Here is a 19,176-nt window from a genome sequence, read left to right as displayed (position 1 = left end):
CAGGAATAGGTTATCAAACGGGGCGGCGCTGGTGCCGCTCTCGTGGCGGGTTAGCGAATTTATTCAGAGGATTCTTCATGAGCGCGCTGGAAATCAACAATCTGGGCATGGTGCCCATCGTCATTGAGCAATCGGGCCGCGGTGAGCGCGCCTATGACATTTACAGCCGTCTGCTGCGCGAGCGCATCATCTTCCTGGTCGGGCCCGTCAATGACGCGGTGGCGAATTTGGTCGTCGCGCAAATGCTGTTCTTGGAGAGTGAAAATCCGGACAAGGACATTCACTTCTACATCAACTCTCCCGGCGGCAGCGTGTCGGCTGGCATGTCGATTTTTGACACCATGCAATTCATCAAGCCGCAGGTGTCTACGCTTTGCATGGGCATGGCCGCCAGTATGGGTGCCTTTTTGTTGGCCGCTGGCGCCAAGGGCAAGCGCTTTGCACTGCCGAACGCCAAAATCATGATTCATCAGCCGCTCGGCGGCACCCAGGGCCAGGCCACCGACATTGAGATTCATGCCCGTGAGATTCTCAAGACGCGCGAGCAACTGAACCGCATCTTGGCCGAACGTTGCGGCCAGAGCATTGAGAAGATCCAGATCGACACCGAACGCGATTACTACATGTCCGCCGCTGAAGCACAGGCTTACGGCCTGATTGATCAGGTCCACGAAAAGCGGGCTTAAGCGCTGGCTTTGTCTGCCGAGCGCCATAGCTCAAGGCGGCCAAGCCCAACAGGGCGCGGAACGGGGCCCTTATTCACCGAAGGGCCTCGTGTGCGTTTGAACTATCATCCCAGTAGGCATTAACGCCTGAACCGACAAGCAGATCCATGGCCGAGAAAAAAGGCAATTCCAGCGAAAAAGTTTTGTATTGCTCCTTCTGCGGCAAGAGCCAGCATGAGGTCAAGAAGCTTATTGCTGGCCCATCCGTCTTCATTTGCGATGAGTGCATTGAACTCTGCAATGACATCGTGCGCGATGAAGTGCCCGCCGACACGCCGCAAGGGCGTGCCAGCAAGTCCGACTTGCCGGTGCCGAGCGAAATCAAGGCCAGTCTCGATCAGTACGTGATCGGCCAAGACGTTGCCAAGCGAACCCTGGCGGTGGCGGTGTACAACCACTACAAACGCCTGCGCCATATGGCCGGCACCAAGGATACGGTTGAGTTGTCGAAAAGCAATATTCTGCTGATCGGCCCGACCGGTTCCGGCAAGACCTTGCTGGCGCAGACCTTGGCGCGCTTGTTGAATGTGCCGTTTGTGATTGCCGACGCCACCACCTTGACCGAAGCCGGCTACGTCGGCGAGGACGTCGAGAACATCATTCAAAAGCTGCTGCAAAACTGTAACTACGATGTTGAGCGGGCTCAGCGCGGCATCGTCTACATCGATGAAATCGACAAGATTTCGCGCAAGGCCGACAACCCCTCGATTACCCGCGATGTGTCGGGTGAGGGTGTGCAGCAGGCGCTGCTGAAGTTGGTCGAAGGCACGATGGCATCGGTGCCGCCGCAGGGCGGGCGCAAGCATCCAAATCAGGATTTTTTGCAGATTGATACGACGAATATCTTGTTCATCTGCGGCGGCGCTTTCGACGGTCTGGAGAAAGTCATCCAGAATCGTTCGGAGAAGTCCGGCATTGGTTTCGGTGCGACGGTGAAAACCAAGTCCGAGCGCCGAGTGTCGGAGATTTTCCGTGAGGTCGAGCCCGACGATTTGATCAAGTTCGGCATCATCCCCGAGTTGGTTGGCCGCCTGCCAGTGGTGGCCACCCTGGGTGAGTTGACCGAAGACGCGTTGGTTCAGATTCTGACCGAGCCCAAGAACGCCTTGCTGAAGCAGTATCAGCAATTGTTTGCGATGGACGGCGTGGAGTTGGAAGTTCGTCCGTCGGCCCTGTTGGCGATTGCCCGCAAGGCCTTGGCGCGCAAGATTGGTGCACGTGGATTGCGCTCGATCATGGAGTTATCCTTGATCGACACCATGTTTGAATTGCCCGCCCTTGAGGGCGTGGCCAAGGTCGTACTTGACGAACACAACATCGATGACAACGCCAAGCCCCTGCTGGTGTATCGCGAGCAGGCCAAGGCTAGCGCCTGATTTGTTTTAATGGGCCGGGCTGGCTTGGAATAGCCCGGCTGATTGAATCATTGCGGCGTCTTGCATTTACCCCCTCAGGCCGCATTTAGGTCTGAGAAAGAGAGGTTTTCATGTCCGGTCATCCTGTTTTGCCTGCAGAACTCATCACCTTGCCGCTGCTGCCGCTGCGTGATGTGGTTGTATTCCCGCATATGGTGATTCCGCTGTTTGTGGGGCGCCCTAAGTCCATCAAGGCGCTCGAAGCCGCGATGGAAGCCGGCCGTCAAATCATGCTGGTGGCGCAAAAAGCCGCCGGCAAAGATGAGCCCAAGTCGGACGATATGTTCGAGGTGGGTTGCGTTTCAAGTATCTTGCAAATGCTCAAGTTGCCCGACGGCACCGTCAAGGTCTTGGTCGAAGGCTTGCAGCGAGCCACCACGCACAGCATCACCGACGGCGAAGAGCATTTCATCGCCGAGGTGATGCCAATTCCGCCCGAGGCGGATGCCAAGCCGGAAGTTGAGGCGCTGCGCCGCGCAGTGACTCAGCAGTTTGATCAGTACGTCAAGCTGAACAAAAAGATCCCGCCTGAAATCTTGACCTCGATTGCCGGCATTGATGATGCGGGCCGCTTGGCCGACACCATCGCTGCGCACCTGCCATTGAAGCTCGATGCCAAGCAGTCGGTGCTCAATTTGTCCGAGATTGGAAAGCGCCTGGAAACCTTGCTCGATTTGCTCGAGCATGAAGTTGACATCTTGCAAGTGGAAAAGCGCATCCGTGGCCGCGTCAAACGGCAGATGGAAAAGAGCCAGCGCGAGTACTACCTGAATGAGCAGGTCAAGGCCATCCAGAAGGAATTGGGCGACGGCGAAGAGGGTGCTGACCTCGAAGAGCTGGATAAAAAAATCCAGGCTGCGCGCATGCCCAAGGAGGCCAAGAAGAAGGCCGACGGGGAGTTGAAGAAGCTCAAGCTGATGTCGCCGATGTCGGCTGAAGCGACTGTGGTGCGCAACTACATCGAGACCCTGGTTAATCTGCCTTGGAGCAAGAAAACCAAGATCAAGTTTGACCTGGCCAATGCCGTTGACGTCTTGAATGAAGACCATTACGGCTTGGATAAGGTCAAGGACCGCATCGTCGAATACCTCGCGGTGCAGCAACGTGTGGACAAGGTCAAGGCACCGATTCTTTGCTTGGTTGGCCCTCCAGGCGTGGGCAAGACCTCGCTGGGTCAGTCGGTGGCACGCGCCACAGGGCGCAAGTTTGTGCGCATGGCCTTGGGCGGCGTGCGCGACGAGGCCGAGATCCGTGGCCACCGCCGCACCTATATCGGCTCGATGCCGGGCAAGGTCTTGCAGAGCTTGTCCAAAGTGGGCACGCGCAATCCGCTGTTCCTGCTCGATGAGATCGACAAGCTGGGCATGGACTTCCGTGGCGACCCTTCGTCGGCTTTGTTGGAAGTGCTGGACCCGGAGCAAAACCACACCTTTGGCGACCACTATGTCGAGGTCGACTTTGACCTATCTGACGTGATGTTCATTGCGACCTCGAACTCGATGAACATTCCACCGGCCTTGCTGGACCGGATGGAAGTGATTCGCCTGTCGGGTTACACCGAGGATGAAAAGGTCAATATCGCCCAGCGCTATCTCTTGCCCAAGCAGTGCAAGAACAATGGTGTCAAGGAAGAGGAGATGGAAGTCACCGAATCCGCCATTCGCGGCATCATCCGTTACTACACGCGAGAAGCCGGTGTGCGTTCGCTGGAACGTGAAGTCTCCAAGATCTGCCGCAAGGTCGTCAAAGGCATCGCGCTGAAGACTTTTGAAGGCAAGGCCGTAGTGACCGAGGACAATCTGAATGACTTCTTGGGCGTGCGCAAGTACGACTTCGGTCGGGCGGAAAAGAAAAATCAGGTCGGCCAAGTGGTCGGTCTGGCATGGACCGAGGTCGGCGGCGATCTGTTGACCATCGAAGCAACCGCCATGCCTGGCAAGGGCAATATCATCCGCACCGGCTCGCTCGGCGATGTGATGAAGGAGTCGGTCGAAGCGGCTCGCACGGTGGTGCGTTCACGTTCGCGCATGCTGGGTATCAAGGACGAGTTGTTCGAGAAGCGCGATGTCCATGTCCATGTGCCGGATGGCGCTACGCCCAAGGATGGTCCAAGTGCGGGTGCGGCGATGACGACTGCTTTCGTGTCTGCTTTGACCGGTATTCCGGTGCGCGCGGATGTGGCGATGACCGGCGAAATCACCTTACGCGGCGAGGTTACGGCCATCGGCGGTTTGAAAGAAAAGCTGCTGGCTGCACATCGTGGCGGAATCAAGACGGTGATGATCCCCGAGGACAATGTCAAGGACCTGCAAGACATCCCCGAGAACGTCAAGAACCAGCTTGAGATCGTGCCGGTTCGTTGGATTGACCGCGTTTTGGAGGTGGCCTTGGAGTCCATGCCTGTGCCCTTGCCGGACGAAGATCCGGTGGTGGCAGCCAAGACAGAACCCGTCCCCGCGGCGCAGCCGGCCACGCATTGACTGAGTAGTTCGATTGCTTTGTGATTCAAATGTGCAAGCAAGGGGCTTGCAAAGCATCGGAAATTTGGTATAGAATTTGACTTTCGGCGCAAACGGCATGCACTGCGTAATGTTCAAAACTTCGGTTTTAGACTTTACGAGCCGGATGTGAGAAATATGCGGGAATAGCTCAGTTGGTAGAGCGCGACCTTGCCAAGGTCGAGGTCGAGAGTTCGAGCCTCTTTTCCCGCTCCAAATTGAAAGGGAAGCCCCCGGGCTTCCCTTTTCCGTCAATGCTGCGATTTGGGCGTTGGCGGGCGGAATACGGCGCGATAGCAAATCGGTTATGCCCCGGATTGCAAATCCGGTTAGCCCAGTTCGACTCTGGGTCGCGCCTCCAGCTTGGGTAGTTTGATTGGGCCAGTGCACACCGGCACGATCTGATTGCAGAAGACTGGTTTGTTTGAATATGCGTTCTTCGCAATAGCGAAAAATATTCGAAACATCTTGCATGTCAGAATAATTTCGGTATAGAATGACGCTCTTCGCTGAAAGGCAGGTCGCGATATCGGGTGGCACCGGTTAACAAGTGATCAGCTGATTTAACCTGCAAAGGTTAAAACGGTGGAAAAAAGGTAAGTGGATATGGCTTTTTCTTGGTAACAGGAATGTTGGCTGTTGAAACAGATACTGGTGGTTTGCCGGGTTGTTGCAGAAGTTTGCAGCAATCGTTAAAGCAGATCATTAGTATCGAAGACATATGCGGGAATAGCTCAGTTGGTAGAGCGCGACCTTGCCAAGGTCGAGGTCGAGAGTTCGAGCCTCTTTTCCCGCTCCAATATGTCAGGTATCTTTACAAAGCTTGGTTTGAATGAATAGTTCATTGCCAATGCAATGCGGGAATAGCTCAGTTGGTAGAGCGCGACCTTGCCAAGGTCGAGGTCGAGAGTTCGAGCCTCTTTTCCCGCTCCAAATTAAATAGAAGGGAAGCCAATCGGCTTCCCTTTCTTGTTTGTGATGTCGATGAGTCGACGTCATGAGCGGTAGATAATGCGCTCGCGATGAGTTGCCGCCCGGGTGGTGGAATTGGTAGACGCAGCGGACTTAAAATCCGCCGACTTAAACGTCGTACGGGTTCAAGTCCCGTCCTGGGCACCAACGGCAAATCAACATCGCCGCTCTATGTGAATGCGGCCAGCATGCGCTCCAGCACCACCATGAATGGGGTCTGCATCAGGGGTAGGGTCGCGACCATTCCGATCAGGCCAATGCTGATGGTGAGCGGGAAGCCCACCGAGAACACATTGATTTGCGATGCTACGCGCGAGATCACGCCCATCACCAGGTTGACGAACATCAGCATCGTGATCAGCGGTAAGGCAATCCACAAGCCCATTTTGAATATCTCCGCGCCCCAGCTTTGAGGCTTGGCGACGCGTAGAAAGTGGAAGGGTTCATCTCCGACGGGGAAGACATGGAAGCTCTGAATCAAGGCATTGATCAGCAGCAGATGGCCATTGATCGCAATGAACAAGAAAGCCACCATGCTGCCAAAGAATCTGGCCGTTGCGGTCCCTTGGCTGCCGGTTGCGGGATCAAAGAAACCGGCAAAATTCAAGCCCATCTGAAGCCCGATCAGCTCGCCGGCAAACTCCAGCGAGGCAAACACCAGACGCACGGCGAATCCCATCGACAGCCCGATCAATAGCTGTTGCGCGAGCAAAAGCAAGAGCATGGGCAGTGAGTCCAGCGGCGCCAAAGGCATTGCCGGCAAGCTGGCTTGGGCAGCCATCGAAATAAAGAACGCCAGGCCCACTCGCACGCGCATGGGTACATTGCGTTGGCTGAAGATGGGCATGCCGGCGAACAAAGCCAGCATGCGAATAAACGGCCACAGCAGCGGATTCAGCCAGGTCAGCAGTTGCGTTTCGGTGACCGCAAACATCTATCAACCCACGACTTGCGGGATGGCCATCAAGGTGCGGCGTATGTAGTCGACCAAGGTGCTCACCATCCATGGGCCGGTGATGGACAGCACCAACACCGCCGCAACGACCTTGGGCACAAAACTCAAGGTGGCCTCATTGATCTGGGTGGCGGCTTGAAACACGCTGACCAGCACGCCGACCACCAGCACGGTGATCAGCGTTGGTGCCGCCACCAGCATCAGGATGTAGAGGCCCTGCTGGCCGAAGGTGAAGACTTGTTGTGCGTCCATTCGATACGTCCTTAGGTCACAAAGCTCGCCGCCAGCGAACCCAACAAGAGGTTCCAGCCGTCGGCCAGCACGAACAGCATCAGCTTGAAGGGCAGTGCTACCAGCACAGGCGAAAGCATCATCATGCCTAAGCTCATCAGCACGCTGCTCACGATCATGTCGATGACCAAAAACGGGATGAAGATCAAGAAAGCAATTTGGAACGCACTTTTCAACTCGCTGGTCACAAAAGAGGGCACCAAGACCTTGAAAGGCACATCCTCAGGCTTGACGCTGGCATCCAACTTGGCCAAGCGAGAGAACAGGGCGACGTCTGCCTGCCGGGTTTGCTTCAGCATAAAGCTGCGCATCGGTGGTTCGGCGCGTTTCAGGGCTTCTTCGAAGGCGATTTGCCCGCTGCTGTACGGCATCCAGGCGTCGGCATAGACCTTGTCCAAAGTTGGACTCATCACGAAGAAGGTCAAAAACAGAGAGAGCCCCACAATAACCTGGTTGGGTGGGGCAGCCTGTGTGCCCAAGGCTTGGCGCATCAAGGACAGCACGATGACGATGCGCGTGAAGCCGGTCATCATCAAGAGAACCGCGGGCAGGAAACCCAGCGCGGTGAAGAACAACAGCGTCTGAATCGGCACCGAAAAGCTGTTGCCTGCCGGCCCTTGCCCAAGCAGCAACGGCAGGCTGGCGGGTGGGGCATTCTGAGCTAAAGCACTGGCAGAAAATGCCGAAACAAACGACAAGGCAAGAATCAGTTTTGCCTTGGGCTTGAGCTGCGAAAACAGGACCTTCAGGCCCACCAAGACGGTGCCGGCCGCAGCTTTGGCCGATAGGCATGCCACCCTGAACTCAGTTCGCACCGTGATCTCCGGTTTTGCTTTGCGGCGACGCGGACTCTACGCTTTTACCGCTCATCCGAGCGCTGAGCATTTGAGCAAAGGCCGGGGCGTTTTTGTGGGGCTGCGCTTCAGGCTGCGGCGGCATGACATGTAAGGTGGTGATTTGTTGCCCCGTGACGCCCAACACCAGCCAGCGCTTGTCGTCCCCTTGGCCGACCTCCACGGTCAAGATCCGTTGATTGGGTGCGAGGGCCATCTGCGCTACGAGCCGCATCACGCCGGATCCACTCGAGGCGCCCAGCGGCGTGCGCTTGATTAGCCACAGCACCAGCGGGATCAGGCAGAGGATGGCCAGAAACCAAAGCAGGGGCAAAAGTGACGATGTTGGGGCGGAACTGAGGGGCGTGTTCATGGATTGATTGTCGCCCGAGCCGAAGCCGGTGTCAGGTCTTGCTGCGCTGAGTTTTGGTGTCAGCCTTTAGAGAGGCGGCGCATGCGCTCCGACGGCGTGACGATGTCGGTGAGTCGTATACCGAACTTGTCATTCACCACGACCACTTCTCCCTGTGCGATCAGGTAGCCGTTGACCAGCACGTCCATCGGTTCACCTGCCAAAGCATCCAACTCCACCACCGAGCCCTGAGCCAACTGCAAGATGTTCTTGATCGGGATGCGGGTGCGACCTAATTCAACAGTCAGCTGGACGGGAATGTCCAGAATCATATTGATGTCGCCGCCCGGCATATTGTTGGGTGTGGGCGAGAAATTGGCGAAGCTGGCGGGCGCCACCTGCTCGGAGACTGTTTGTACTTCTTCGGCAACCGAGCTGGGTTGACTTTCGGCCAAGGCGGCGGCCCATTCGGCCGCCATTGCGTCTTGTTCGTCGGAGGAGGGGGTATCAGGTGACATTGCGGGCTCCCAGCCAACCCTGGTCGGGGCTGGTCAGCATTTGTTCAACTTTGATGGCGTATTTGCCATTGGAGGTGCCGTAGTGGCAGTCGTACACGGGCACGCCGTCGATCTTGGCCTTGATCATGGCTTCCAGGTCCAGTTCAATGAAGTCCCCCGGCTTGAAGGCCAGCAGTTGTTCGACTGTGGCCGGTGCGGTGCCCAATTCGGCCACCAGTTCGACCTTGGCGTCCTGGATCTGGTGTTTCAGCAAATTCACCCAACGCCTGTCCGGTTCGGTCGAATCGCCGACGGTGGTCGAATAGAGCACGTCACGAATCGGCTCCAAGGTGGCATAGGGGATGCAAAAGTAGACCGTGCCGCTGGTCTCGCCGATTTCCAGCGTGAATGAGGTCGAAACGACGATCTCGCTAGGTGTTGCAATATTGGCGAACTGCGGCTGCATCTCCGAGCGCTGAAACTCCAGCTCCAGCGGGTAGATGCCTTTCCAGGCCTTGTGGTACTCGGCCGTGATCACCTCGACCAGCCGAAGAATCACGCGCTGTTCGGTGGCTGAGAAATCTCGTCCTTCGATGCGGGCGTGGAACTTGCCGATGCCGCCGAACAAGGAATCAATCACCGCGAAAACCAGTGTCGGGTCACAGACGATCAGCCCCGACCCGCGCAGCGGTTTGACTGAAACGATGTTGAAGTTGGTAGGAACGACGATTTCACGCAAGAAAGCGCTGTACTTCTGCACCTTGATGCCGCCGATGGCGACTTCCGGGCTCTTGCGAATGAAGTTGAAGAGGCCAACACGAATGTTGCGGGCAAAACGTTCGTTGATGATTTCCATCGTGGGCATGCGCCCACGAACAATCCGTTCCTGGCTGGCCAGGTTGTAGTCGCGTATGCCGCCAACCTGTTCCTCTTCGGCATCGAGCTTCTGGCTTTCGCCGGTGATGCCTTGCAGAAGGGCGTCGACTTCGTCTTGCGAAAGGATTTGCTGATTCATGCTGACTTAACCGGCCGAGGCTGCGGGCTCACTGGACGATAAAGGTCGAAAACAAGACTTTGGTGACGGGGCTCTCCACATGCACCTTCTTTTTCTTTTTCTTCTTCTTCGGCGTGTCAGCGGGCGGCTCTTCTTCGTCCTCGTCATCAAGCTCGATACCCATGGGACGGACTGACTCGCGCTGCACTTCCCGTGCGAGTTTTTCTTTGCCCTCCCGTGTCAGCAACTCGCCCGAGGTTTTGTGCGACAACACCATCAGCACATTGCTGCGGATGGCCGGCAAATAGGCCTTGATCTGGTCGGCGGTGTGCGTATCCATCACCTCCAGGGTGATGCCGATTTGAGCAAAACGATCGACGTCCTTGTCGGACAGATTGACGGTGAATGGATCCAGAGGCACGAATACCGGGGGGGTGCCTGGTTTGGGTGGTTTATGCGCAGGCGCTGGCTCATGTGTAGCCTCTGCCCCGTCTTCCTCGCCGTCGACCGGAGCTTTCTTCTTCATCAGCATGAGGGCCGCGCCACCGCCGCCCAGGACCAAAACCAGGACAGCTGCAATGATGATGATGAGTTTCTTTTTGCCGCCGCCTTTTGGGGCTTCGGCCGCGGCAGCGGGTGCTGGTGCAGACATTTGAACTCCTGTATTACTCGGCTCGCGTCGACGCGGCGCTAGAGCGCCACAGCCGTCAACCCTGAAGAGCCAACCTGGGTTCGATTATTGACTCGGCACTCGCCGCTCAAGCCATGAAAAGCAGGGCAGGGGCTTGGCTATTCGAAGTTGAGGTCAGGCGTATAAATCCACCACGCCGCGGGCTTGCCTGATCTGTACCGGCACGGCTTGGCTGCTGGCGCTCAGGCTTAGGCTTTTCTCCAGACCTGAGCTTCGCTGGGCTTCTGCCTCGGGGCCTTGTTGCGCCTGGCGACTTTGCTCTCCGGGCTGCTGAAACACCCCGCCGCCACTCAAAGTCAGACCGGAGTCCCGTAAGGCTGCGGCCAAGTCCGGGAGGCTTTGCTCCAGCACGGCGCGAGTTTGTTCATGTTCGGCGTGAAAGGAAACTTGTGCCTGTTGGCCCTCGACAATGATCTGCACCGAGACCGGCCCCATTTCGGCCGGGTTGAGGTGCAGCCTGGCCTCTTGCACGCCGTCCGCAGCCAGCACGCTGAGTCGAGCCGCCATCTCTGGCGCAAAACTCGGTTCCGTCAAGGGTTGGCTGATGGTGAGTTGAGTTGCCGCCGCGTCTTCGCGGCGCGCTTCAAAAGAGGCGGGCGCCGCGATGCCGGCCGCGCTCATCATTCCCTCGAGCGCAAAGCCTTCGGACTTGGAGGTGCTCGTGCGGGCTGACAAGTTGCCCTGCGCGCTCTGCAGTTCCCGGCTGAAATTGCTGGCGACGCCTTGGTCCAACTCGGCCGCCGAGCCGCTGGCAGCTTGTTTGGTTTGCAGGGTCGCCGAAGTGAGGCCCTGTTGCGCATGAAGCATTGCCTTTGACGGGCCAGCGGGCGTTGCCGTGGCTCCTGCCTGAGCGCCGGTTCGATCTATGTCGGCTTCGCCCTCGGATGAAGCCTGCAGTGCGATGCTCTGAATGCCATTTTTGGCTGAGCCTTGAGCATTTTCAATACGACCTGCGGCAGCATCCGGAATGGTTGAAATGTCGGCAGCGACGAGTGCCGCGCCCGACAAAGCTTGCTGGGCCGCGGCTGCAGCGGCAGTGGTTTCCGCCGCGACCGACTGGTCATTCGAATCGCGGTTCTTGGTCTTGGCGTTGGCAGCCTGTTCGGCGCCCTCTGAATACGCCGTAGCCGAACCAGATCCGGCATTTGGCGCTTGACGCTTTTCGGTCTCATCCTGGGGTGCCTTGGGGGCCACGCCCTTTTGGGCTTGACCTGACGATGGCGGCCGCGGCCTGCTGTCGTTGCTTTGCGTGATTTTCTTCTGGGCGAGTTTTTCTTCTTGGCGCTGCAGCTCTGTTTTGCCTTCCGGGGCTTGACGCACCGGGCTTGGGGCCGACGGCTTTGCAACTGCGTCCGCTTGCGTGGCCGGCATGCTGGTCTGCGGCTTGGGCGGCGTGGCTTGAGCCCCGCCATAGCTCTTCATCAGCTGAGCAAATTGCTCATGGCCTGGCGCTCCAGGCTTGTTGGCACGCGCGAGGCCCGGTAGGGCGCCTTCAACGCGAGTTGTCTGCGCAAAGCTGCTGCTAAGGAGTGAATTGGAGGAGGGCGTACTCATGATGATTCTGGGCTGGACGGGCTGACGCAGCGCTTCAGGCCGACAAGCGCATCAAGGGGTTGAACGCGCTCAGCGAGGCGCGAGCGGCCTGCTCATCGGTGGCCTTTTGTTCTTGGCGCTGGCCGGCGCGGTTGATCTCCAAGCGGCGGCGCTCCATCAGCTTGGCAATCGAGGCCACGCGCATCTCCAACTCTTGCAGACGGGCCCGCGCTTGCTCCAGCCTTTGCTCCGCATAGTCGGCCACTTGGGTTTGGCTGGTGATGGCCTGATCAAGCCGCCCACCGAAGGTCTGGTAGCAAACCACGATGTCCATCGTGCCGCGCTCGGCAAACTGCTGGCCCCAGCGCTGCTGGTAATCATTGCGGTATTGCGCCAAGTCACCATATTGAGCGCGGGCTTGAGCGGCGCGCGCTTGGGCCTCTTGCATCTGCTTGCGGCCTTCATCGCGCTCGCTCTCGGCGCGCTCCAGCAGGATGCTCAGAACCTGTAAATTGTTAGCGTTCATACAGCGCACTCCGTCTCAGAATCTGAAGGGTCAGCGCAAATTCGGAGCGCTGACCTTGGGTGTATCGGCAGCTTTCAGGCGTCCTTGATGACGCTTGAGAGTTGTTTGAGGCTTTCTTCCAGCACAGCCGGGCTGTGCATGTCTTGTTGCAGCAAGCGGTTGATGTCCGGATGCAGACGCACGGCCAAGTCCAGTTCGGCGTCATGGCCCGGTGCATAGGCGCCAAGCTGGATCAAATCGCGTGCTTTGTTGTATTTAGCGAGCAGTTGGCGGCAGCGCCGCGCTGCGTCGATATGCGGCTGTTTGGCAACGTTGGTCATCACGCGGCTGATCGAACGCTCGATATCGATCGCGGGGTAATGGCCGGCCTCGGCCAGTTCGCGGCTGAGGACGATGTGACCGTCCAAAATGCCGCGCGCCGCATCGGCGATCGGGTCTTGCTGGTCATCGCCTTCGCTCAGCACGGTATAAAAAGCTGTGATGGAGCCTTCGCCCGGCAGGCCGTTGCCGCTGCGCTCTACCAATTGCGGCAGTTTGGCAAAGCAGCTCGGCGGATAGCCCTTGGTGGCCGGGGGTTCGCCGATCGCCAAGGCGATCTCGCGCTGCGCCATCGCATAGCGGGTCAGCGAGTCCATCAGCAGCAAGACATGTTGGCCGCGGTCGCGGAAATTCTCGGCAATCGCGGTCGCGTAATGCGCGCCTTGCATGCGCACCAGTGGTGGTGCATCGGCCGGGGCCGCCACGACGACCGAGCGCTGCAGGCCATCCTCGCCGAGGATGTCTTCGATGAATTCCTTGACTTCGCGGCCGCGCTCGCCGATCAGGCCAACCACGATCACATCGGCTTGGGTGTAGCGCGCCATCATGCCCAGCAGCACCGATTTGCCGACGCCGGTGCCGGCAAACAGGCCCAGGCGTTGGCCGCGTCCTACCGTCAGCATGGCGTTGATGGCTCTAACGCCGGTGTCCAGCGGCGTGCGAACCGGGTCACGGTCCATCGCGTTGATAGGGCGGCGCACCATCGGCTCCGCATTCGTCATTTGCAGCGGGCCACGGCGATCAAGCGGGTTGCCATGCGAATCGACGACTCGGCCCAACAAGCCGTCGCCCATGGGCAGGTGCAGCCCGCGGTCTTCGTCGCGGCGCCAGCGCTGCATCGCCTTGCCCAAGACTGGCGCCATCAAGGGCAGGGCACGTGGGATCACCATCGCGCCACTTGACAGCCCTTGAATCTCATCGGTCGGCATCAGGTAAGCGCGGTCGCCCGAGAAACCCACCACTTCGGCGTTGACGGGCCGCACGCCACGCTGAGGATTGGAGTTAGAGCTGGGCATGTGAATCTCACAGACCGAACCGACCGGTACCTTGACGCCGGTGGCTTCAAGCACCAGGCCGGCCACCCGCACCAGCTTGCCTTGCGATTCCAGCGGCACGGCCGCACTGGCAAAAGCTTGCAAGTCTTCTAGGTATTGCTGCCAACGGCCTTGCCGCGTGTTGGCGCGAGCCTCTTGCTCCATGGCGGAGGCGCCAATGTCCATCATGATTGCTCACCTTGGACCAGGGTCGATGCGCTTGCAGCGGCGTTGGCTTCGGCCGCATTGCTGCGACGGTCTTCCCACAAGGAGGCTTGGCCCATTGAGGCAACCGCTTGCTGCCAACGAGTGGCCAGGCTGGCGTCGACGCTGCTGATGTCGGAGTCGACCTTGCAGCCGCCGCGTGGCACCTCAGGGTCGGGCAAGACTTGCGCTTCACGTGCGCGCATTTCCTCGCCAGCACCTTCGATCACCAGCGGATAGTCACTGGGGTTGACGCGCACGCGCACATGGCGGGCCGATAGCTGCAAGGCCTCGACGGCGTCATGCGCGACCTTGGCAATATGTTCGGGCCGCTGCCGGATTTCGCTGCGCACCACTTGGCGTGCCAACTCCACCGCGCTGCGTGCCAGCGCTTGCGCCATTTCGTCTTCCAATGCACGGAACTCGGCGTCAAAACTACGCACCAGGGTGCCGATTTGTGCCGTCATTTGTTGTGCAAAGCTGTGCTTGAAGGCATCCAAGGCAGACAGGCCGTCGCGGTAGCCGTCTTGGTAACCGGCTTGGCGAGCCGCGTGAAGTTGCTCTTGCAAGCTTGGTTCGGGTTCGGGCGCGGGCGCCGGCGCGTTTTGCTTGGCTTGCGCAGCTGCGGCGGCCGCAGTGGCGGGCGAGGGCGCGCTGATCGGCGGCTGCCGCGCATTCATGGCGCCCTGCAGTGAGTCGGGGTTCCAGGCCGCAAAGCCTTGCAACTCCTCGCGGGGGATGAATCGTGCATAGCTGCCGCGACGCTCGTCGCCTTCGCGGCGTTCCGGCGCGGGCACTTGACGGGGGGGTTTTTGAACCATGTTCATTCAGCCTCAGACGAACTGGTCGTCGCCGCCGCCGGCCATCACGATGGTGCCTTCGTCGACCAGACGACGCACGATCTTGAGCATTTCCTTTTGCTCGCCCTCGACCTCGGAAAGCCGCACCGGGCCGCGTGATTCCAGGTCTTCGCGCAGCGTTTCGGCAGCGCGGGTGGACATATTGCGCAGGATCTTTTCGCGCAGCTCGGCGCTGGCACCCTTCAAGGCCACCACCAAAGACTCGGACTGGACTTCCTTGAGTACGGCCTGTATGCCCTTGTCGTCGATCTTGTCCAGATCGTCGAAGGTGAACATGTTGTCCATGATCTTCTGGGCCAGATCGGCGTCGGCTTCGCGGATGTAGTCCAAGACCGAGGCCTCGACGCTGGAGCCCAGCATATTGATGATTTCGGCCGCCGTCTTGACGCCGCCGAGGCTGCTCTTGCGCATGCGTTCGCCGCCGGCCAAGACCTGGCTCATCACTTCGTTGAGATCCTTCAAGGCCATAGGCTGAATGCCGTCCAGCGTGGCAATACGCACCAGTACTTCGTTGCGCTGACGCTCGGTGAAGACGCGCAGCACCGAGCTGGTCTGGTCAAAATCCAGATGAGCCAAGATGGCGGCAATGATTTGCGGGTGTTCGTTGCGCAGCAACTCGGCCACCGAGGCCGCGTCCATCCATTTCAGGCTTTCGATGCTGGAGACATCGCTGCCTTGCAAGATCCGGTCAAGCAAGAGGTTAGCCTTGTCTTCACCGAGCGCCTTGCGCAGCACCTGGCGTACATACTCGTCGGTGTCCGACACCAAGGTGCTTTGCGTTTCGGCGACGGCATCAAAGCGGGTCAATACCTGCTCGACCTTGTCGCGCCCGACCACCTTCAGCTTGGCGATCGTTTCGCCGAGTTTTTGCACTTCCTTGGGTGCCAGATGCTTGAAGACCTCGGACGCCTCTTCTTCGCCCAGGGACATCAGCAAGATGGCAGCGTCTTCAACACCTTTGTCGTCCATGATTTTTGTATCTCTTGTTGAGCTTGTTGGACTTGGGCGTCAGGCGACTTCGCCGGCGATCCAGCCACGCATGATGTTGGCGACCGCGATCGGGTTTTCGCGAGCCAAGAGCCGCGCACGTTCCAGCTTCTCGTTCACCAGCGGACCGGCCAGGGCGGGCAGGCCGCCGGGGCCAAGCACCAAGGGCAAGTCGTTCTCTTCATCGACGACGGCGTTCAGCTGTGATGCTGGCTCGGGCTCAGCCGGTGGCAGTGGGCGGGCGGCCAAGATGGCCGGGCGCACCATGCCAAACACGGCAATCAAGGCAATGGCGACCAAGGCCAAAGGCAGGGCGGCGGCGCGCACCATGTCAATCACCCAAGGCTGTTGCCACAGCGGCAGATCGACCGTGCTTTGCTTGTCCACCATAAAGGGTGCGCTGATGATCTTCAGCGAGTCGCCGCGCTCTTGGTTGAAGCCCATGGTCTCTTTGACCAGACCCGTCAATTTGTCCAATTCTTCTTGTGAGACCGGCAGCGACGATGTCTTGCCTTTGGCGTCGGTGCTGCTGCGGTGATTGATCACGACGGCTGCGTTCAAGCGACGGACGGCACCGGTGGCGTTGCGGGTGACGCGTACGGTTTTGTCCAGTTCGAAGTTGGTGACGGCCTCGCGACGGCTGCTGCTATTGGGTGTGCCACCTGCGGCTTGCAATGGTGCGGCTTGGCCGTTGATGGGCGCTGTCGCGGGGACAGGCGGCTGGTTGGTTGCGGCACCGGGGACGCCGGTGGCCGGAGCCGGCGTGCTGTTGATCGATTCGTTGGTCTGCGAGCTGCGCACCGAGGCGTTGGCGTTCTGGCCTTGGTTGGGCTTGAACTCTTCGGCGGTGCTTTCTACTTGCGAGAAGTCGACGTCCGCTGTCACCGTGGCGCGCAGGTTCTCGCGGCCAACCACCGGCTCCAGCAATTCGTAAATGCGTTTGTTGAAGTTGGCCTCGATCTGCTGCTTGTATTGCAGTTGCTGGCTGTCCAGTCCGCTGCCGCCGAGGCCGTCGTTGGACGAGTTGGACAACAGAGCGCCGGTTTGATCCAAGACGCTGACCGCTTTGGGTGACAACTCCGGTACGCTGGCGGAGACCAGGTGCACGATGCCGGCAATCTGCGCACGGTCCAGCGAGCGGCCGCCGCGCAGCGTCAGCATCACGGAGGCGCTGGGCTTTTGCTGCTCACGGAAAAAACCGTTTTGCTGTGGGATGGCGAGGTGAATGCGCGCATCGGCTACATCGGCCAGCGCGGTGATGGTGCGGGTCAGCTCGCCTTCCAGGCCGCGCTGAAAGCTCAGGCGCTCATTGAACTGGGTCTGGCCGATGGAGCTTTTGTCCATCAGCTCATAGCCGACCGTGCTGCCCTTGGGCAGGCCGGCCGAGGCCAGCTTCATACGCACATCGTAGACCTGGGCTGCCGGGACCAAGATGGTGCCGCCGGCTTCATGGCGGTAGGGCACGTTCAAGGTGGTCAATTGACTGATGACGGCGCCGCCGTCTTTGTCGGACAGCCCGGTGAATACAGGGCGGAAATCACCCTGGTTACTCCACAAGGTGATCGCCAACACGGTGCCGGCCAAGATGGCCAGTCCACCGCCCAGCATGAACTTGTTTCGCACGGGCATGGCGGCCAGACGGCTGCCAAAACCTGCGTTGGCGCTATTGACTGCGACCGGCAGGGTGGTGATGGCGGGGCTGATTGCGTTATCCATGGGAGAGAAGGCCAGGTAGGCTGTGAGCTAAATCACGGAAGCAGCAATGGATGCACCACAGGCCTTCCGATGCATTGAATTATTCTGTTTTGAGCCCTCAAGAAAGCGGTGAACAGGCCGAGTAAGGGGCCGCAGTTCCTGCCTTCACTTGGCGGGCCGCCGCCGTAGGATTCATCCCGTCGCAGCCCCATGCTGCGGTGATGGAGTTGTGATGGACCTGAGACTTAAACCGTTTGATTTCGCCCAGGCTGCGGCGCGTGCCGGTTTGGGTGTCAATGGTCAGCCGCTGGGCAAGACCCGCGCAGTGGAAGGCGCCAGCTTTGGCGACGCGATGGCGCAGGCGATGAAGGGTGTCAGCGCTTCTCAAATGGAGGCGAGTCGTCTGCAGCGCGAGGTGCAGCTCGACAACCCCAACGTCAGCCTCGAAGAGACCATGGTGGCGATGCAAAAAGCGCAAATCGGCTTTCAGGCTACCTTGCAGGTGCGCAATCGCTTGGTCTCGGCCTACTCAGAAATCATGAATATGCAGGTCTGAGCCGGGGCTTGATGCCTCGTTCGGCTCGATGCGCCTCAGACAGTCGGCCGTTTGCGCAGGCTGCGGCTCAGGATCTGGGTTTGATCGATATAGCGCTGCAAAAACAGCGTCGCCTCGGCATCAAGCTGGGTAAACGTCCAGCCCAGTTGAATACTGCCCTTGTCATCGATGGTCCGCGCGTTTTGCAGCCGCAAACTGGTCTTGAACCGCACGTCTCTTGCCAGAATCACCTGCACCGATGCCAACTCGCAGCCCAGCGGAAAGGCCTCGACCTCGGCCGGCAGGAGCAGGGCCACGCCGCCGAGGCTCAAATCCAGGATACGCAAACTCAGGGCCAAATCCGGTCGCAAGGGGTGGTTCATGCGAACCTGCGGTGTACTCAGATTAGACTGAACTCGAAAAGTCTGGCGGCGCTGAAACCGATACATGAGGCTCGGGATCTGGCAGCGCAGGCTGGCGTTGATCAAGACCGGGTCGATCAGCTCGAACTGCAGACGGATCTGATCCAAGTAGGCCACGGCGCTGACTTCATCCGCACTCATCAAGGCTTGGAGCTGCTCTTGGGCGCTGGCCAGGTCGAAACTCAGCGCGCCGCGCTCTGGGTCAACCATGTTGATGCTGCCACTCAAGCTGGCGCCATTGGGCGCACTCAGGCTGATGCGGGTGTTTTGCTGCTGCAGCGTGCGCAGCAAACTCAAAATCTCGCTGCTGGCCTGCACGCGAAAGTTGCCGGGCTCAATGGAATCTCTTTGCTCCATGGCGCTTGCTTGAGGCTCGGAGTTTGCTTGTGCGTTGCTGGGCATGGGGGGCAAGACGCTGGGGCAGGGTAATGGCGATGAGGCTTAACGTGGCACCGGCCGGTCGCTGCGTGCAGCGGCCGGCCGGTTGGTTTCAATGCAGAGTCTTACTCTTGCCGGTCAGCACCTGATCCAGGTCATCCAGCCAAGGCTCGGCCAAGTGGCGGATCTCGGCATCGTTGACCAAGATGCGTTGCATGATGCGGGTCTTCAGCTTGTTCTCATCCGGCGCCAGTTGCTCGTTGGACGCGGCATGCTTGAGTTGCGAGATCAGCAGCACACAAGCGCCCTCAAGCTTGACGACTTCGTCCCAGTTGCCCGTTCGGGCGGCGCACAACATGTCGGCGCTGGCTTGTTCAATGGCTTCGTAATAGCTCAGGAGATGGGTGTTCATAGCGAGTTCCGCCGGAGACTGATGGGTGGATGGGCTTTTAGTTGACTTG

General features: G+C 59.1%; 19 protein-coding genes and 5 tRNA genes. 9 read left to right on the top strand and 15 right to left on the bottom strand.

The window, feature by feature from the left end:
• Nucleotides 1–77 precede the first annotated feature (77 nt).
• From clpP to LNV08_RS09805, 8 genes are all read left to right on the top strand, one after another.
• The gene (gene clpP / locus LNV08_RS09840) at nt 78–686 is read left to right on the top strand and encodes an ATP-dependent Clp endopeptidase proteolytic subunit ClpP (protein WP_318014112.1); all 609 of its coding nucleotides are present in this window, start codon (nt 78–80) and stop codon (nt 684–686) included.
• 146 nt (nt 687–832) lie between these two features.
• Nucleotides 833–2,101, top strand: a complete 1,269-nt coding sequence (gene clpX, locus LNV08_RS09835) for an ATP-dependent Clp protease ATP-binding subunit ClpX (RefSeq protein ID WP_263533507.1) — start codon at nt 833–835, stop codon at nt 2,099–2,101.
• A gap of 110 nt (nt 2,102–2,211) precedes the next feature.
• Nucleotides 2,212–4,620, top strand: a complete 2,409-nt coding sequence (lon, locus tag LNV08_RS09830) for an endopeptidase La (RefSeq protein WP_263533506.1) — start codon at nt 2,212–2,214, stop codon at nt 4,618–4,620.
• A gap of 158 nt (nt 4,621–4,778) precedes the next feature.
• Nucleotides 4,779–4,854 (top strand) — tRNA-Gly (locus LNV08_RS09825).
• Nucleotides 4,855–4,925: 71 nt separating this feature from the next.
• Nucleotides 4,926–4,999 (top strand) — tRNA-Cys (locus tag LNV08_RS09820).
• A 362-nt stretch (nt 5,000–5,361) separates the two neighbouring features.
• Nucleotides 5,362–5,437, top strand: a tRNA-Gly gene (locus tag LNV08_RS09815).
• 58 nt (nt 5,438–5,495) lie between these two features.
• Nucleotides 5,496–5,571 (top strand) — tRNA-Gly (locus tag LNV08_RS09810).
• Nucleotides 5,572–5,670: 99 nt separating this feature from the next.
• Nucleotides 5,671–5,757: transfer RNA gene (locus LNV08_RS09805), tRNA-Leu, on the top strand.
• A 22-nt stretch (nt 5,758–5,779) separates the two neighbouring features.
• Here LNV08_RS09805 and fliR read toward each other — a convergent pair.
• The 13 genes from fliR to fliF form a co-directional block, all read right to left on the bottom strand.
• Nucleotides 5,780–6,544, bottom strand: a complete 765-nt coding sequence (fliR, locus tag LNV08_RS09800; RefSeq protein ID WP_263533505.1) for a flagellar biosynthetic protein FliR — start codon at nt 6,542–6,544, stop codon at nt 5,780–5,782.
• A 3-nt stretch (nt 6,545–6,547) separates the two neighbouring features.
• Complete coding sequence (fliQ, locus tag LNV08_RS09795) at nt 6,548–6,817, bottom strand: flagellar biosynthesis protein FliQ (protein WP_263533504.1); 270 nt, start codon at nt 6,815–6,817, stop codon at nt 6,548–6,550.
• 11 nt (nt 6,818–6,828) lie between these two features.
• Nucleotides 6,829–7,566 (bottom strand): flagellar type III secretion system pore protein FliP, encoded by a 738-nt coding sequence (gene fliP, locus LNV08_RS09790; RefSeq protein ID WP_414858714.1) that lies wholly within the window; start codon nt 7,564–7,566, stop codon nt 6,829–6,831.
• A gap of 94 nt (nt 7,567–7,660) precedes the next feature.
• A complete protein-coding gene (locus tag LNV08_RS09785; protein ID WP_263533503.1) occupies nt 7,661–8,062 on the bottom strand; it encodes a FliO/MopB family protein in 402 nt (133 codons plus the stop codon).
• Between the two features lie 59 nt (nt 8,063–8,121).
• Entirely contained in the window at nt 8,122–8,559 is a 438-nt protein-coding gene (gene fliN / locus LNV08_RS09780; protein ID WP_263533502.1) for a flagellar motor switch protein FliN, read from the bottom strand.
• Nucleotides 8,549–9,553, bottom strand: coding sequence for a flagellar motor switch protein FliM (gene fliM / locus LNV08_RS09775; protein ID WP_263533501.1), 1,005 nt, complete (start codon nt 9,551–9,553; stop codon nt 8,549–8,551). Before fliM ends, fliN begins: the two co-directional genes overlap by 11 nt.
• A gap of 28 nt (nt 9,554–9,581) precedes the next feature.
• Nucleotides 9,582–10,184 carry a flagellar basal body-associated protein FliL gene (gene fliL, locus LNV08_RS09770; protein WP_263533500.1) on the bottom strand — a complete coding sequence of 201 codons (603 nt, stop codon included), beginning with the start codon at nt 10,182–10,184 and terminating at the stop codon, nt 9,582–9,584.
• A gap of 153 nt (nt 10,185–10,337) precedes the next feature.
• Complete coding sequence (locus LNV08_RS09765) at nt 10,338–11,777, bottom strand: flagellar hook-length control protein FliK (RefSeq protein WP_263533499.1); 1,440 nt, start codon at nt 11,775–11,777, stop codon at nt 10,338–10,340.
• 34 nt (nt 11,778–11,811) lie between these two features.
• A complete protein-coding gene (fliJ, locus tag LNV08_RS09760; RefSeq protein WP_263533498.1) occupies nt 11,812–12,282 on the bottom strand; it encodes a flagellar export protein FliJ in 471 nt (156 codons plus the stop codon).
• A 74-nt stretch (nt 12,283–12,356) separates the two neighbouring features.
• Nucleotides 12,357–13,820 carry a flagellar protein export ATPase FliI gene (gene fliI / locus LNV08_RS09755; RefSeq protein WP_263533557.1) on the bottom strand — a complete coding sequence of 488 codons (1,464 nt, stop codon included), beginning with the start codon at nt 13,818–13,820 and terminating at the stop codon, nt 12,357–12,359.
• The gene (locus LNV08_RS09750) at nt 13,820–14,659 is read right to left on the bottom strand and encodes a FliH/SctL family protein (RefSeq protein ID WP_263533497.1); all 840 of its coding nucleotides are present in this window, start codon (nt 14,657–14,659) and stop codon (nt 13,820–13,822) included. Before LNV08_RS09750 ends, fliI begins: the two co-directional genes overlap by 1 nt.
• Nucleotides 14,660–14,671: 12 nt before the next feature.
• A complete protein-coding gene (fliG, locus tag LNV08_RS09745; RefSeq protein WP_263533496.1) occupies nt 14,672–15,667 on the bottom strand; it encodes a flagellar motor switch protein FliG in 996 nt (331 codons plus the stop codon).
• Nucleotides 15,668–15,706: 39 nt separating this feature from the next.
• A complete protein-coding gene (fliF, locus tag LNV08_RS09740; protein WP_263533495.1) occupies nt 15,707–17,401 on the bottom strand; it encodes a flagellar basal-body MS-ring/collar protein FliF in 1,695 nt (564 codons plus the stop codon).
• A 211-nt stretch (nt 17,402–17,612) separates the two neighbouring features.
• Between fliF and fliE the strand changes: the two genes are divergently transcribed.
• Nucleotides 17,613–17,936, top strand: coding sequence for a flagellar hook-basal body complex protein FliE (gene fliE, locus LNV08_RS09735; protein WP_263533494.1), 324 nt, complete (start codon nt 17,613–17,615; stop codon nt 17,934–17,936).
• A gap of 35 nt (nt 17,937–17,971) precedes the next feature.
• Here the strand turns inward: fliE and LNV08_RS09730 are convergent, their stop codons facing one another.
• The gene (locus LNV08_RS09730) at nt 17,972–18,694 is read right to left on the bottom strand and encodes a flagellar brake protein (RefSeq protein WP_263533493.1); all 723 of its coding nucleotides are present in this window, start codon (nt 18,692–18,694) and stop codon (nt 17,972–17,974) included.
• A 133-nt stretch (nt 18,695–18,827) separates the two neighbouring features.
• Nucleotides 18,828–19,127 carry a flagellar protein FliT gene (locus LNV08_RS09725; protein ID WP_263533492.1) on the bottom strand — a complete coding sequence of 100 codons (300 nt, stop codon included), beginning with the start codon at nt 19,125–19,127 and terminating at the stop codon, nt 18,828–18,830.
• Nucleotides 19,128–19,176: the final 49 nt, after the last annotated feature.

The organism is Paucibacter sp. TC2R-5, from assembly GCF_025717605.1.
GTDB lineage: Bacteria > Pseudomonadota > Gammaproteobacteria > Burkholderiales > Burkholderiaceae_C > Paucibacter_A > Paucibacter_A albus.
The sequence above is the reverse complement of the archived record's forward strand: the minus strand, read 5'-3'. Positions and strand labels throughout refer to the sequence as shown.

What these genes read in the sequence shown, in the direction of transcription:
- fliL (WP_263533500.1), bottom strand. Translation starts at nt 10,184, where the DNA reads ATGTCTGCACCAGCACCCGCTGCCGCGGCCGAAGCCCCAAAAGGCGGC.
- fliG (WP_263533496.1), bottom strand. Translation starts at nt 15,667, where the DNA reads ATGGACGACAAAGGTGTTGAAGACGCTGCCATCTTGCTGATGTCCCTG.
- fliR (WP_263533505.1), bottom strand. Translation starts at nt 6,544, where the DNA reads ATGTTTGCGGTCACCGAAACGCAACTGCTGACCTGGCTGAATCCGCTG.
- lon (WP_263533506.1), top strand. Translation starts at nt 2,212, where the DNA reads ATGTCCGGTCATCCTGTTTTGCCTGCAGAACTCATCACCTTGCCGCTG.
- LNV08_RS09730 (WP_263533493.1), bottom strand. Translation starts at nt 18,694, where the DNA reads ATGGAGCAAAGAGATTCCATTGAGCCCGGCAACTTTCGCGTGCAGGCC.
- fliM (WP_263533501.1), bottom strand. Translation starts at nt 9,553, where the DNA reads ATGAATCAGCAAATCCTTTCGCAAGACGAAGTCGACGCCCTTCTGCAA.
- fliN (WP_263533502.1), bottom strand. Translation starts at nt 8,559, where the DNA reads ATGTCACCTGATACCCCCTCCTCCGACGAACAAGACGCAATGGCGGCC.
- clpX (WP_263533507.1), top strand. Translation starts at nt 833, where the DNA reads ATGGCCGAGAAAAAAGGCAATTCCAGCGAAAAAGTTTTGTATTGCTCC.
- LNV08_RS09765 (WP_263533499.1), bottom strand. Translation starts at nt 11,777, where the DNA reads ATGAGTACGCCCTCCTCCAATTCACTCCTTAGCAGCAGCTTTGCGCAG.
- LNV08_RS09725 (WP_263533492.1), bottom strand. Translation starts at nt 19,127, where the DNA reads ATGAACACCCATCTCCTGAGCTATTACGAAGCCATTGAACAAGCCAGC.
- LNV08_RS09750 (WP_263533497.1), bottom strand. Translation starts at nt 14,659, where the DNA reads ATGGTTCAAAAACCCCCCCGTCAAGTGCCCGCGCCGGAACGCCGCGAA.
- fliF (WP_263533495.1), bottom strand. Translation starts at nt 17,401, where the DNA reads ATGGATAACGCAATCAGCCCCGCCATCACCACCCTGCCGGTCGCAGTC.
- LNV08_RS09785 (WP_263533503.1), bottom strand. Translation starts at nt 8,062, where the DNA reads ATGAACACGCCCCTCAGTTCCGCCCCAACATCGTCACTTTTGCCCCTG.
- fliQ (WP_263533504.1), bottom strand. Translation starts at nt 6,817, where the DNA reads ATGGACGCACAACAAGTCTTCACCTTCGGCCAGCAGGGCCTCTACATC.
- fliE (WP_263533494.1), top strand. Translation starts at nt 17,613, where the DNA reads ATGGACCTGAGACTTAAACCGTTTGATTTCGCCCAGGCTGCGGCGCGT.
- clpP (WP_318014112.1), top strand. Translation starts at nt 78, where the DNA reads ATGAGCGCGCTGGAAATCAACAATCTGGGCATGGTGCCCATCGTCATT.
- fliJ (WP_263533498.1), bottom strand. Translation starts at nt 12,282, where the DNA reads ATGAACGCTAACAATTTACAGGTTCTGAGCATCCTGCTGGAGCGCGCC.
- fliI (WP_263533557.1), bottom strand. Translation starts at nt 13,820, where the DNA reads ATGGACATTGGCGCCTCCGCCATGGAGCAAGAGGCTCGCGCCAACACG.